This is a genomic window from Bacillus luti (genome assembly GCF_009739945.1).
GTDB classification, from domain to species: Bacteria; Bacillota; Bacilli; order Bacillales; family Bacillaceae_G; genus Bacillus_A; species Bacillus_A luti.
On sequence record NZ_CP040336.1, the window covers coordinates 4,168,103 to 4,183,376 of the forward strand.

Consider the following 15,274-nt stretch of genomic DNA (forward strand, 5'->3'; position numbering starts at 1 on the left):
AATCCCTCGAAAAATCCTCATGTACAATCCATTGTGGTTTATAAAAATATACTTTATATGAATACTTTTTACATTTATTATAAGGTCACATTCAACAGAAACTCTACAGACTTCAGCCCTACACAGTTTTCCTCACTACAAATTAAATCAAGCATAAAATTAGATTCTATAAGGCAAACTTTATTATCCTGAGCAAATTTCTTTGCTTCTTCAGTAAAACCTACATAGCTAAAAAAAATTAAGCACACGGGATTATGTCTAGTATTAGGATAAATTTCTCTATCAAACCTTATAAAAAGAGAATCACCTATTAATTTTCTAATATAACTTGTATCTACTAAAGTGTTATAAAATTTCACTTGTGATAAAAGAGAGATTTTTCGAGGTAATAGGAACTCTAACAAAAGATTATTAGTCTCCTCTCTAAAAATATATTCCCCGATAATATCAACTCCTAAATCATTTGAACTAGCAGTAACATTAATGTTACTATACTTAAAATCCTGTAAAAATAATGCACAGAATTTCTCATATATAGTATGTCCATTTTTCCATTTACTAACTTCGCCTAATTTGTCTTCTAACACTCGTTTTAATCTACCATTAACACTGCTACCAAGAATAGAATTTTCAATATAGTAAGTAAGATGATCAGATATTAAATTCACCTTGCTTCTACCACTTGCTTTTCTAATCTCACCTTTAAGAACTTTAACAAATTCGAGAAACTCCAAACTATTAGTATCTGCAATTGTAAATATTATTTCATCTGGTTCTATATTTAATTTTAGTTCTTTAACTATTTCCTGCCTTTTTTCAACCAGATAATCCGAGAGCTCTATTTTTCCATCATTGAAATTCTCCATTATATATTTACTTATCTTCTTTTTAATTGGAAGTATCAATCTTTCCATAGCAATCTATCAACTCATTTAATTAATTTTTTCTTTACCTTAAGCATTTCGATGCTCTCTGTTACTATTTTATTTATTCTTATGAGCTCTTCCTCTATATTAATTATCCAATCAGCTGTTAATGGTGTTACAGTCAATTCTTTTTGTATCGCCTTTAATTTAGCTTTCCATTGTTCTTCTTGAGATATACCCGAGTCCTCTTTCATACTCTCATATATTGTAGTCCATTTAATTGTTCTATCATTTTGTGTTAGACTAAATAATTCCACTTTTACATCTTCTAGATTGTTACTATTTTTATTCACAATATGAACCAAAGCATCTCTGAATTGCTTAGTATTAAGCCCATCCTTGTCAGCGCTTTCAATAATTGAAGGCATATCAATTAATAATTCCCTTTTTAAATCTGAATCGGGATACAAATCTAACAACGTCTCTTCATCAAACGTCCACTCAAACTCTAATTTCTCTTCCACCAAGCCAAAAAAGGCTCGCAATTCCTTATTTTTGTCTAATCCTTCAAGATATCCCCAATATCTATCTAAGAGTGTGTCACTAATATTATTTATTTCTTGAAAAAAAGTATATCTTAATATTGATTTTCTTACATCATTACTAGACATGCCTAACTCTAAAGATGTTTCCCTTATAATTGCGGCAAAAGATTTATTCCCATTTCTAAGTTTGCTTGTACACAATTCATATAAATGCTTTGCTTTAGATATGTCACTCCACTGTTTTACAACCATAACATTTGCAATACCCTGTGTAACTTTTAAATCCATTTCAAAGTTATCACTATCCTCTTGCTCTTCTTTTACCGCTAGTAAAACAGGAATTTCACTGTCTTCATTATAACTATCTATCTTACCACTCTTTAAACAGGCTAATCTATTGTTCCCTTCCACAACTATATATTTAGCATCTTCACTATCAAAGTGTGACCTCTTTTCCCCTGATAATGTATCAATCTCTCTTACCACAATACGACTTACCCATTTAATATTCTGCTGCATACTTGTTAAAAGTTCCTTTGCAGCCCTTGTTTTAAAAATTTTGTTTTTTATTCGCTCTTGTGTGTCATAGGATGAATCTTCACCAAATCTAGGATTAAACGGGTCTAGCAGTATATCTTTAATCTTAATTTCTTTATTAATTAAAATCACTTAATTCCACCTCTTATTACAAGAATTTAACTCTGATTACACTTTCCCCTACAAATTATATAACCTGCATTTTCTTTATTTATTCGTGACAGTTCCGCGTTAAATTATTTTGTACCATTAGAATTTATCATTCTATTTAATGTACAGTTTTAAGAAGATGTTTGTTGCTCTAAGACCTCTAATAAATCTCTGTAATTACCATCTACAAAAGCTTTAAATTCATGACGTGTTCCCGCCCTAGCAACTAACATATACGGTTGCCAAATAGAATTTCTTACTGACCAATCTATATTATTTAACTTATCTACTTCTTCCTCCCATAAATCAGCCCACTCTACTCCCTCATCATTATTCACCATTATTTTGCTATGCAAGTATAAAGCTATCGCATATTGTATTGATTCATGACCTAACACATACTGTATAACGTCTCCTGGTACCTGTGGAAAAACGTCAAATAAATTCGTAAAAAACTTATCTAAGAAAACGATTATTTCATCATATTGCTGCTTTATCAGCTCCTCTTCCCTTTTACTTGCCGTTTTTTTACCAAAAAACAAAAAACTAATAATCTTTTTCAGCCTAACACTTGTACAAAATTGATTGTTTTGTGGTCTTACAATTTTACTTTTAACAAACTCTACTTCTGCACCCCTTAGTGGTCGACAAAGACTATATAATTCTTTAGTTAATATATTGAGAATATCTCTTGTATCAAAATTAGTAACCAATGACATTGATATTCTCTTTGAATTAGAATTTATATCTGCAAATAATCTTCTTTCATCTTCCTTAGACAAGCCGAAATATAGTTGTAAAGTCATATAACTCTCTAAAACTTCTTCCCTCCTATCCACACTAACCCCCTTATTAGCAATAAACCTTTCTAAGCTTTTTATACGATGTTGCCCATCTATTATGACCAATCTTGAATCTAGCGGTAACTCTAATTCCATTGTTTGTTTATTATAATACGGAGTAGGATCTTCATTAAAAGAACACACAATGGCAGGTAAATATATTCCAATTTCAGAATCTATACCATCTATATATTTAGTTAAATTAGGTAACCTACTATAATTCAGATCTCTGTTAACTGTTGAATCTATCCGATGAATATTTAAAATATCCTTCACTTTGATTTGAGTTGTCATCATAGCCTTATCTTTATTTGAGTTAGTCACACCTATATTTCCTCTTAGTTTCACATTAAACATTTGCCTCCACCTTTCTAAACAATTCCTCTAAGTGATTAGCAATATTCCTACTCGCTCTAGAGCCACTTGAAAAGTTATACTTTTTTGTAGAGGGATTGAAAGAGATCCCTAGTTGCTTAAAGATTTTGTTTTTCTGCGACCAGTCAAATCCTTTAATTACCTTTTCAAACAAATACTCCATTGAGATTCCTGGTGTATTAGATATTATGTTATAAATAAACTTTGCTAAACCAATAATGACTTGAGGAATAAAAATCACATATTTATTTCGATCTACAGCAAATTCAGGTGCATATTTTACCAATTGATTCAAAAATTCTTCTGTATTCTTTTTATAAAAGCGATAATTTTCGTTATTAATGTACCCCTTTACGCCATTTGAATAAAATAATCCATCATTTAGCGTAATAATTACACTATATAATGTAGATGCGGTCATTAACTTTTTCCGAGTGCCTCTAGATCGAATTTCAAATCTTTCAGTTGCTATTGAAGGGTGACTAAAGATAATTTCCTTCGCCAACTGACCTACTAGATCCCCTTCCTTATACATAACTAATAATGTATTACTTACTTTAGATGCTTTTGTATTTACATCTGTGAATAATTGCCGTTCCTGCTCAACAGTTAAGTCCGTAAATATCTGTAAAGTTAAAGGAAAACTATTTAGTTTTTTTAGCTTTTCCCTACTAAATACATCTTCCCTACTGGACAATCTACTTTGAATAGACTCGAAAGCTTTAATACGATGCTGTCCGTCTAGTATCACTAACTTATCATCCATTCCTAAATTGAATTTATTTTCCGTAAACTCTCCCACACCTCTGGCTGAAAAAATTAAAGGCGGAAAGTAAATATCGTTACCATCCAGACCATATTGAATATATTTAGATATTTCAGCCACATGTATTTCATTCCTCTCCCTCTGAACACTTTTATCAATTTCTAAAAATTTCAGTACATTATCCACTGTACATTGTAAGGATATAACATTATGTCCAAATTGATTACCTTTAATCCCATTTAAAGATATATAGTGAGGCTTAGCCGAAAGTGTTGTAAAATCTATCCCCATTTGAAATTCCCCCTTACTTATTTTTAGTTATTTTCACGTCTGTGGTTTCTCTTATAGTCATTATAACACTTTTAAAGATATTTTTATCTAATTAATCAGAATTTTTAAACTTCAATATAGCTATTTTACATTTTTTCACTTTCAAATGAAAAGGTTGGTTTAATCCCTTCGATTCAACCAACCTTTTCAGATTATTTTTTTCTTTTGTATATCATTCTTCCTTATTCATAAAGAATAAAAATTAAATTCACCTACTCAATAACTATACCTAAACAGAAATAAGTTTAATATGCTCCAACCCTAAATGCTCCACTAAATGTTTGATTACCATCTCTTCTACTTCTTCTGCACTTAGCATATCTAAAATCATTGCACCACCTAAGATATTTAAATATCTATTCGCTTGAACAAAAAACTCTCTCTTCACTTTACATCCTTCTTGTTCAAGATATTTAATAGCTCGCAATATTCCAATAGTAATATTACGATTAGAGGTAAAATTACTAGAAAAAAACACTATCGCTCTTGCAGAAAAGTCTTTTTCACAAAAGAAATCTGTCAACCAAAACGGATTTTCCTGATTCTCTTCATCATAAGTCATATATCCAACCCACCAAAGTCTTGCTAATATATGAACAAAAAGAGAACGTTTTACTCCATGTTTAAAAAACATAGCTGTACTAATTCTATTATCATTCTCTTCTTGCAATTCATTCTGCAGGCGATAATAAGCAAATTCACGAAATGGAAGATGAATAAGCCCCGCCCATAGTCTTTCTTGTGTGGCTTGTGAATAAGTTAAATGTTTTAGAGCAGAATACACTAGCTTTACATTTTCACGATCACTTATGACATAATCTTCATTAAAGCTCAACTCCGGCATTTCAAACTCTATATTTGACTCAATTACTCTGCCTTCATGCGAAAAATACTCTCGAAACCACGTATCATCTTTTTGGTAATAAACCCCTTTATAATCATTAAAGTTCATTCGTAAATCTTGAAGCGTATCCTCTGAAATAAATTGTAACTTCATCCTCAATCCCCCAGCCTATGAAATTTCTCTATTTCTTCAAAACTAGTTTTCAGTGGCTTTTGCAAAACTAACTGTGCTGCGGCTAAAGCTGAAAGGCTATCACTACCTACATCACTTATGCTATGTCCATTTTCTCTAAATAACCTCTCTATCACTTGATACCATGTGTATTCTTCATATTCTTCTTTATTTTCAGCAACTCGAGAAAACACCTCTAAAAGGCAGGGCATAATTATAAGAGAAAGAATAGTATTTTTTAACATTGAATTTGCCGATTGTTCATACTGTTCATATTCAAATTCAGGCAACATAATCCCTATATTATGAGCATGTAACTCTATTTCCATAATTTCTTTCTCTTTAGATTTATAAATTGAAACAATGGATGGCAAGTTCATATGCTCTATATTCTCTTCTAACAACATTACTTCAATCGCATTACCAATCGCCAAAAAGTTTCCTTTTTCAAAATTAATGGAAGTATCTTTGTACCACTCATTCAATAATTGATTCGTATAATTTGAAATCTTTTTTTGCGCAATGACAAAGGAATGCACAAAGACTTTCCCTCTTAAATAATGGTTTTTTACAGAAATTAGAATAGTTTCTCCTTTGGATAAATAAGTCTTTCGAAAACTTGTCTGTGGACACTCCATATGCACCATAAAAGTAGCCATTTCATTTTCAATTAGATTTTGTATACCCTCATTTTGCAAAATAAATTGCCCTTTTATCTTTAATTCTCCAAAAGAATCATCTACTTTAAATTCCACTTCAAAATCAGAATGATAGTAATCATCATTTTCTTTATATAATACAGGATACGGATAGGAATTACTTATTTTCATAAACAGCTACCCCCATTGCGCAATATTCCGAATAATCAATTTCAACTTCTAATTCTAACACCTTGTTTTTATTTTTAGATTTAAAAATCACTGTATTCGTAGATATACTCTCAACAATTACAGATTCATTTGTAAAGAATGCATTTTTAATAGGTAAATTCAGTTCACTTTGTTCACCAATCACAGTAAACTCCAATTTCCCACTCCGAATGCCTTGATTAGGTATAATTTGAAATCTATATTTACCTAACAATTTATCAGTACATAAATATTTATGCTGAGAAGATACCTGAACACTTTTTACAGTTTTTTTTGTTTTCACTTCTCTTTCTTCTTTCTTTCTATGAAAGTGACCCTTTTTATCTGTAATTTCATTGCCTTGTTCAACAAGGTCCTCCTCCCCAGCACCTACTAACTGAATCAATTGTTCAATATCACTCTTCTTCTTAGATTCTGGTTTCTTTTTAGATGGCCCTTCTATTTTTTTAGAGAATTTTATTGACTTTACTCTTGAAGAAATAGATTCTCTTTCCTCTACCCCTGAATCTAACAATAGACTCTTATTTGGTAAAAAATCACTTAGCCCTACAGCATCCATTACATCTGTGTTTGCCTTTATATATGTATCTCTTACAGTACTTCTAATAAATTTTCGTAAATCTTTCAAAATTTTCTCTGCAAGCTTTGGATCCTTACACCTTTTCGGTTCCCATTCATTATGAGCTGGATTTTCCATCTCTTTAAAAACCTTGTTCATATTTTCCCCTGTTATTCTTAATAATCCAGTAAACGAAATACTACCACTTACATTTTTTTGCTCATAAATATGCATACCTGTTTCCCTCGTCATTAATACCCGTCGATTCAACCCTTCGCCATCTACTAAGTATAATTCCGCTTCGCCATTCGCAAAAACACTGCCATCTTTATATTTCTTAGCTGGATATAAAAAGCTCCTTACTTTATCCGATTCCAATAATTTATAGTAATTCTTTAACACCCTATTTTCTTCTGTATCATCCAATTTAGAAATAAGCTCACCAATGTTTTTATCATCAATTGTAAAACCATCTATTGTAACAATTAATTTCTTCTCATAGATAGTAATAAAAAAGTTATTTACTACTGAGTACTTTATATCCTCTTTCCAATCACCCTTAGGATTAAAAGATGCAACATAAATATCAGTTCCTATTTCTTCCCTTTGGAAAGACGGATCTAGATTTAATAGACCTTCTATTGCATTAGAACAATTATCATTCGTATAATATCCTTTCCCTAAAGTTATCTCATCATTTTCTTTTTGGAACGACATAATATTAGAAACACCAATATGAGACTTATAGCCATCTATAGCATAACTCGAATAAAAAAGTGTACGAATATCTGATACTAGAAAAGGTGCCGCCTTTCCAATTCCAAAACTACCGCCAGAACTATCTCCTTTATTTGATGAACCCGATTCTTTAATTAAAGAACTCCATGGAGAGCCAATTTCCGCCGTTTTCGCACCCTCTAACCCTTTTGTATTAAAATCGCTAATTCTAAGAAAAGGGATTTGTTTCTGTTTAATAATACTTAAAGCTTGATTACTAAAATCCTCACTTTTTTTATTTTTCCCTTCCCATGTCTCCCTACATTTATTAAACACTGCATATATCTCTTCTTCTTCAGGAAAATCTTCCAACATAAAATAAGAAAAATCCACAGTCACTGGCTCACTTTTATCTTTTATAGCATCTAAAACATTTTGAATTACCTCTCTAGCCAACGCGTTTATAGCATTACCACGAAAAATTTCTAATCCAGCATCATTTATAGAATTTATATTCCCACCAGAAACAGACGGAAAATGCCAATAAGACATACAACAACCCCCATAATTACTAATCTCTCTACAACCTCATATTTTACAAACTTATCTACAGCTTAAATCCTTTATTTTTTTGAAGATTTTGAGCAAATTTATTTTTCATAAGTTGCACCTCTTGCTCAATTGCTTTCGTGATTTTCCTAACATCTTCTGCTGTATATTCATAGTTGTGCGTATTAGCACAATTGCCCAGCAACTCTATCATATTCAATATTTTATTTGTCCTTGCCTCAGCAATTCTTTTAAAACGCTCATGCTTAGTTTCCGAAATCTCAGCCATATTTAACAACCTCCTCATATATTTATCTGTTAAATATACAATATAACGTTTTCAAAATTAAATCAATAATATATACTCTATATTTTTAAAATATAGAGTATATATTATTGATTTATAAGCCATTATTAAAATATTAGTGATAATATCGAATTCTGAATCTCCATATGACTAGTATAAATAAAAAAGAAGTAGATTAAATATTTAATCTACTTCTTTTTTATTACTAAAACCAACTCAACTGCACAAAATCCTTCATCTTCTCCTCTTCCTGATTAATCTCTAAAATCCTTTGCCCCATTTGCTTCACCAAATCAACCACTAAGGCATTTCCCATACAAAAGTATCTGTTTCTTTGTGGCATTCCTGTATTCGTCCAGTCCATTGGGAAGCCATTTAACAACTCACATTCAACTGGCGTTAAATATCTTAGTCTTTTTGTATAAGGATCTTCAATTACATGGGAACTTCTATTACATGTTCCTTCACTTGTTAACATTGTACGTCCAGGCTTATCTAAATCATCAGGGAAAGCCATTCCTCCCTCAGAATAGAAATATTTATGACCTGTCGCCTTTGATACTCTTTCTTCTTTTTTAGGACCTTTAAGATACTTCAGTTCCTCAAATTCCGTTCTTCCCTTTTTGTTAACCTTATCCATTTTCAAATAATATGATTCATCTGCAGGACCAAATTTATCATATACTTTTTGAACAACTTCACCTAAAGTCTCTGGATTTTCAATTACCGGAACTACTTCTTCCGTATATACTTGTCCATCCATCATTACGCCGGAATTATAGTATTCAGCTTTAAATGTATCAGAAACCTCAATAATATCGACCGGCAACTCAAATTGTCCTCTTTTTTTGTTTTCCTCAGGCGCTTCATGCACTTTAAAAATCGGAGCGAAAAATCCATTTTCACACAATATCTCTAACGGCTTCATTTTACTTTGAACAGATGTGAAATGAGATTCTTTTAAGTACGCAAAAATAAATACTCTTCGTCTTCTTTGTGAATTCCCATAATCCGCAGCGTTAATGACTCTCCATTCCACTACATAACCTGCATCTCTAAAGCTAGCCAGCATAATAGAAAAATCACGACCTCTTTGTTTTGCTGGTGACTTCAATAATCTATCTACATTCTCTAACAAAACAAATCTTGGCTTGCGAGAATTAACTATGTTCATTATCTCCCAAAAAAGAACACCTTTTTTCCCTTGTATTCCTTTTTCATTTGATAAAGTACGTGCTACAGAATAGTCTTGGCAAGGGAAGCCTCCTACTAATAAATCATGCTCAGGTATTTCCGGCCAAGCTTCAGCTATATCTCTATTTACATGTATTCCTTTATTTTCAAAGCGAGTTGCATAACAATTAAATGCATGTTGTGCTTTAGTTGAGGGTTCCCACTGGTTTCCCCAAAGAACTTCAAAGTTTTCGTTTGCTTCTAGTCCTAATCTAAAACCTCCTACTCCCGCGAAAAGTTCTACTACTTTCACCATAAATACACGAACATCCTTTCGGTATTTTATTTATCTATGCTTCATTATAATAAAAAGTGAGGAAAAGATCAACTATAACATTTCAAGAACCGTACTTTTTTGTATTTCCTTGTTTGGCCTGTACCAATTAAGAAAACTATTCGCACTTTATCAATATTATAAAGGACATAACTCATATTGAATAAATTCAATATGACTGTTATCTAATAACATAAACTGTCTTTTCCCTCTTATAAATTTTACTTATATAAATTTGAAACAGCTTTTTATTATAGCATAACTTTAATATGTATTGTTTAAAATCATACACCGCAGCACTGGATACAGAAAGGAGATTATTATGGACTACACTACAATAGAAGAACTAATGAAAAAAGCAAGTGAAGCTGAAGGAAAAACATTTGGTGAAATCGATACAACTGACCGACTCGCAAATGCAAAATCAAAAGGTGGGCTAGGGCAAGTAATTGAGGAAAGCTTCTTTGGATATGAAGTAAATTCAAACGCAGAAGCTGACTTTAAACACCTTGGTATTGAACTCAAAGTAACTGCATTTAAACAAAATAAAAACGGTTCATTATCAGCCAAAGAACGGCTAGTCTTAAATATTATCAACTATATGGAAGAAGTTCATACACACTTTGAGACATCAAGCTTTTGGAAAAAAAACGAAAAGCTACTACTAATGTTCTATGAATGGGTACCTGGCGTAGACCGTAAAGATTTTCATATTACAAAAAGTCTTCTGTTCACCTATCCTGAAGCTGATTTAGAAATAATTAAACAAGACTGGGAAACCATCGTAAATAAAATTCGTGCTGGCAAAGCACATGAATTATCCGAAGGTGATACAAACTATTTAGGAGCTTGTACAAAAGGTTCCAATAAAAATTCACTTCGCTCACAACCGCATTCTGAAATTCCAGCAATGCAAAGAGCTTTTTCATTAAAACCTTCTTACATGACAGCACTAGTTCGCAGATATCACCTAAACGAAGAACTAGTAAGTTTTACAACAAAACATGAACTAAAAGAAAAATCTTTAGAAGAAATCCTTTATTCAAAATTTGAAAATTACATAGGCTTAACTGATCAAGAAATCGCTCAAGAATTATCTATCGAGTTCAAACCTACAACCAAGAACTTTGTTCCGTTACTAGTAAGCTCTTTACTTGGTATTAAAGGAACTCGACTCGATAAAATTGAAGAATTTGCAAAAGCCAATATAGAGTTCAAAACAATTCGTTTAGAACCAAACGGAAAGCCAGAACAAAGCATGTCATTTGAAACAATTGATTTTCATCAATGGACAAATGAATCATGGGAAGAAAGCGAAATTCGAGAACGCTTCTATCAAACCAAATTTTTATTCGTAATTTTTGAATTTAACCAAACAAAAAAAGAAAACCCAAACCGTAAACTCTACTTTAAAGGCATTAAGCTTTGGAACATGCCTGTCCCTACAATAGAAAAAGAAATACGTGAACTATGGGAAGAAGTTAATGAAGTTATAAATGAAGGTATTCAAATTGAATATAAAAAACGTGGTGATAAAGAAGTTGAAGTAAACAACTTACCCAAAATGACTTTCAACGGTGTTACACATATTAGACCAAAAGCTCGCAACGGTGCAGATAAAGTAACTTTACCTGATGGTCAGCACATTACAAAGCAGTGTTATTGGTTAAATAATTCGTACATAGCTGATATTATTGCTGATAAGAAGTAATACGACGTCAATTTTATTGTTGGAGGATTCATCATTCATATTAAAAAGGCAGATATCACTTTCCCCTAAAAATATCTGCCTTTTATTCATTTGTTACTACTTCACAAATAGTACGTCTAAAGAAAAATAGATACTTAAAAACAGGGGATAAATCATCTTATTAATCATTTTGCCAAGCCAGTTCGTAATTGTTAAAAATAATACTATATCCAAATATATATTTTATTCCACAAAATCACTGTTCAGAGTTATATCTTATTGATGTTCTTGCAACATTATTTTATCGAAACATTAAATGATAAATTGTAATAAGTCCAAATTCACTATTTACATATATCACACCAAACAATATAAAACTCAAGATATGAAACCTTTCAAAACCTCGCTGAATACTGTACTGATCTCAAATTAAGCTTCTTATTTAAATTACCCTCTATTTTATAAAATTTACCGCTGTTAGTTGCACTATTGTATTCGTATACTCTAATTAATTGATAAGAATTAGAATGTTCTTCCGAAAAAGCAAGTTCATTGGGAGAAATGAAGAAATCCGAATTGATACCACCCTTTGTAGTTTTAACTTCAAGATAAAGCGGTGAGCCATCTTCTTTAAAGGATCGGATATCATATCCTGCACCATCCCCTTCTACAACTGATGTATGTATAATCTTTTCTGCTAAATCATGACGTCCAGCATTGATAAATTGTGTATGTATGTAATCGAAAACAAGTAATTCTCCTAGCAAACCAATTTTTTTATTTTTTTTATTACTAACTTCAAAATCATTCTTTTTGGCGCTAAAATTATTTTCCCGTTCTTGGCGCCCCCTTTTTTCCGGTTCACTTGTTTCAAGTAAACTATTTTCTTTTACATCATAAGACATAGATAATTCTTTTACTAAAGTTAAATCTAATGCAGTGCAATCTTCATTAGTAGCAAATTCAAAGTCTAAAAGCTGCCACTTAAATAAAACTGGATGTTCTTTTTCTAAATCATGAGCTAGATAAGCAAGTCTCCCCATATAAGTAAATGGTTCTGTTTTATTTGTTTTTGGATTGATTTTTCGAGTTCGTAAAAATAAGTATATATTATGTTTTTGATGATCATGGCTAATAAAATCTAAGATTTGGGGATGTTTTAACCCTTGTTTCTTTTGCGATTGCCATGTAAGAACTCCCTTTTCTGTAATACTTTCTTTGAATTCTTGACCTAATTTATCTTGGCCAAAAGTTACAAAGAAAACATATTCACGTGGACGATCTGGAATTTTCACAATACCATGAATCCCCCATGTACCAGCACCAGCTGTAAATGGTGTAACACCATCAAAAACATTATATATATCTTCACGGGTATACTGATTAAGTAACTCTAATTTTTTCAACCTTCCATCTCCTTTTCCTATAATAAACTAGTCTTTACAATATAGAGCTAACTCACTATAAAACTATTAAATTAATAATTCCCCTATGTACCTCTTGCCTAGGGTACACCTTATTCCTCCTATTTTTAGACGTATAAAATTTTTTCATATTTTATAGCCCACTCAAAACTTTATATCGAAATAAAATTATATTAAAATGATTAGATGAATTTCCATCAAATAATATTGAACACCAATTTAGTATCTAATTTTTTATATTGGCTTTTTCACAACCATTGTTCTGTATATTATTTCCTCTTCTTTATCTAAATACATAATATCCCTTTTATAAAGAATAGTAAATAAACTCTCCTATTCCTTTAGAAGGAATAAATTTAAAGTTCTTCATAACATTTAATTACCAATAAGATGAAATACTGTATTATATATACATAGAACATAAAAAGGAGTATTCTCTCATGGCCTTACATAAATTCACACGAAAAGAATTAGATAAAATTTTTCAAAACGCTGTAGGTAATACACTTGGAGACTGTGATGTTAACAATGTGTTTGCAAAGACTATTAAATCACCTAAAATTACCGGCATTGCTGGAGACGTTGTAGAACAATCTATTTTAGGCTACCCACCTGATACAGATAAAAAACCTGATTTAATTGTGGACGGCATTGAAACAGAATTAAAAACAACTGGTATTCGTAGACCTAAGAAGAATAGTAGAACCAAAAAAATGTCTAACACTATTTATGAGGCAAAGGAGCCTATGTCAATTACAGCTGTTTCACCTGAATCAATCACTGATGAAGAATTTGAAACCTCTAGCTTCTGGCATAAATTAGAGCATCTATTATTAGTATATTATCACTACGACTCTCCAGAAACTGTAACAGCTGCTGAATATGCTAAATTTTTCATTGAAGGTTACCATTTCCACACATTTTCAGATGAAGATAAAGAAATTCTAAAAAACGATTGGCTCATTGTGCGTGATTTTATTCAGCATTTAAAAGATACATACGAGGACCCAAAAGCTGAATATCCTCGAATTTCTTCTGAATTACGAAAAAGTTTAATGCTGATAGATACAGCACCTAAGTGGCCTAATCCTCCTCGTTTCCGTCTAAAACGGACTACCGTATCAACTCTAGTACAAAAACATTTTGGAGATAAATTTGAAAAGCTGGATGATACATATTTAAACTTTAAAGAACTTGATAATAAATTACATAATCTTACCCAAAAATATAAAAATAAAACGGTTAGAGAACTCATGAAACAATTCAACATTCTACCAACTAAAAAAGGCTCCGCACCAAACTCTATCTCTGAACAAATCATTGTAAAAATGTTCGGTGGTACAGCGAAAAAACTAAGTAAAATTGAGTTATTTAATAAGATTGGAATTGTTCCAAAATCCATCGTACAAACTACTAAAGGTTGCCATACAGAGGATGTTAAATTTTGTAAAATAAATTTCGAAGAATGGACTGATCAAAAAATACAATTTGATGAATCCTTTGTCTATAACTACTTTCATGAAACACAATTTTTATTTATTATTTTCGAGGAACCTTCTGCAAAATCTCCATTACTAGATAATAAGTTCCTTGGATTTAAGCGACTTTCTATAGATGATACAATTATTGAAAATGCTCTCAAACCTGTCTGGGAACAAGTTCGTTATTTAATTAATAATGACAAACTAGAAGAAATAATTGATTTAGATAAAAACAATGAACCTATTATCAACAAACGTTCCAATACTGTAAAAACATTGATTAATTTTCCTAAATCAACAGAGAATTCATTTTTCATTCGTGGAACAGGCAGTGACGCATCAAAGAAACCACTTGTCATTAACGGTATCAGCATGTATCAACAACAACTATGGCTTCGTGGAGATGTTATTGTTTCTATGCTTAAAAATATCGATTTTATTTAAGTGATTTTTAAATTTAGTATTTATTTGAACGGCTATAAATCATTTAATAAAGATTTTAATTTCACCATCCTTTTTACATAATGTTATCTAAGGAATTTGCATAAAAAGCTTTAAAATATTATAGATTGATAGAGCTTGGATTATTGCAAGATTTCTTCCATATCTTATTTATAACATTTTGCCATAAATAGATTGCCAAGTACCATCTTTCATACCTGGCAATCTATTTAAAATATAAACCCTTTTCAGCAATATCCATTAATATTTTGATGCTCTTCATCACTAAATAACTCATTCTTGT

12 protein-coding genes are annotated in these 15,274 nt (G+C 31.2%); 2 read left to right on the top strand and 10 right to left on the bottom strand.

Annotated features, from left to right (window positions below):
- Positions 1–77: 77 nt before the first annotated feature.
- The 9 genes from EUC40_RS21155 to dcm form a co-directional block, all read right to left on the bottom strand.
- On the bottom strand, positions 78–914 hold the full coding sequence (locus EUC40_RS21155) for a restriction endonuclease (RefSeq protein WP_156576503.1): 837 nt from the start codon (positions 912–914) through the stop codon (positions 78–80).
- Between the two features lie 14 nt (positions 915–928).
- A complete protein-coding gene (locus EUC40_RS21160; protein WP_156576504.1) occupies positions 929–2,080 on the bottom strand; it encodes a hypothetical protein in 1,152 nt (383 codons plus the stop codon).
- Between the two features lie 149 nt (positions 2,081–2,229).
- Positions 2,230–3,297, bottom strand: coding sequence for a DNA sulfur modification protein DndB (locus tag EUC40_RS21165; protein ID WP_156576505.1), 1,068 nt, complete (start codon positions 3,295–3,297; stop codon positions 2,230–2,232).
- Positions 3,290–4,372, bottom strand: a complete 1,083-nt coding sequence (locus tag EUC40_RS21170) for a DNA sulfur modification protein DndB (protein WP_156576506.1) — start codon at positions 4,370–4,372, stop codon at positions 3,290–3,292. Before EUC40_RS21170 ends, EUC40_RS21165 begins: the two co-directional genes overlap by 8 nt.
- Positions 4,373–4,640: 268 nt before the next feature.
- Positions 4,641–5,408 (bottom strand): DUF6339 family protein, encoded by a 768-nt coding sequence (locus EUC40_RS27345; RefSeq protein WP_244322170.1) that lies wholly within the window; start codon positions 5,406–5,408, stop codon positions 4,641–4,643.
- Between the two features lie 2 nt (positions 5,409–5,410).
- A complete protein-coding gene (locus EUC40_RS21180) occupies positions 5,411–6,256 on the bottom strand; it encodes a hypothetical protein (RefSeq protein WP_156576507.1) in 846 nt (281 codons plus the stop codon).
- Positions 6,243–8,123 carry a hypothetical protein gene (locus tag EUC40_RS21185; protein ID WP_156576508.1) on the bottom strand — a complete coding sequence of 627 codons (1,881 nt, stop codon included), beginning with the start codon at positions 8,121–8,123 and terminating at the stop codon, positions 6,243–6,245. Before EUC40_RS21185 ends, EUC40_RS21180 begins: the two co-directional genes overlap by 14 nt.
- A 55-nt stretch (positions 8,124–8,178) precedes the next feature.
- Entirely contained in the window at positions 8,179–8,409 is a 231-nt protein-coding gene (locus EUC40_RS21190) for a hypothetical protein (RefSeq protein ID WP_156576509.1), read from the bottom strand.
- Positions 8,410–8,632: 223 nt separating this feature from the next.
- Positions 8,633–9,916, bottom strand: coding sequence for a DNA (cytosine-5-)-methyltransferase (dcm, locus tag EUC40_RS21195; protein WP_156576510.1), 1,284 nt, complete (start codon positions 9,914–9,916; stop codon positions 8,633–8,635).
- Between the two features lie 340 nt (positions 9,917–10,256).
- Between dcm and EUC40_RS21200 the strand changes: the two genes are divergently transcribed.
- Positions 10,257–11,645, top strand: a complete 1,389-nt coding sequence (locus EUC40_RS21200; protein WP_156576511.1) for a Sau3AI family type II restriction endonuclease — start codon at positions 10,257–10,259, stop codon at positions 11,643–11,645.
- Positions 11,646–12,019: 374 nt separating this feature from the next.
- Here the strand turns inward: EUC40_RS21200 and EUC40_RS21205 are convergent, their stop codons facing one another.
- Positions 12,020–13,030 (bottom strand): DUF3427 domain-containing protein, encoded by a 1,011-nt coding sequence (locus EUC40_RS21205; RefSeq protein ID WP_156576512.1) that lies wholly within the window; start codon positions 13,028–13,030, stop codon positions 12,020–12,022.
- 458 nt (positions 13,031–13,488) lie between these two features.
- On the opposite strand from EUC40_RS21205, the gene EUC40_RS21210 reads away from it, so the two are divergent.
- Positions 13,489–14,973: a MutH/Sau3AI family endonuclease gene (locus EUC40_RS21210; protein ID WP_156576513.1), complete on the top strand. Its 1,485-nt coding sequence runs from the start codon at positions 13,489–13,491 to the stop codon at positions 14,971–14,973.
- Positions 14,974–15,274: the final 301 nt, after the last annotated feature.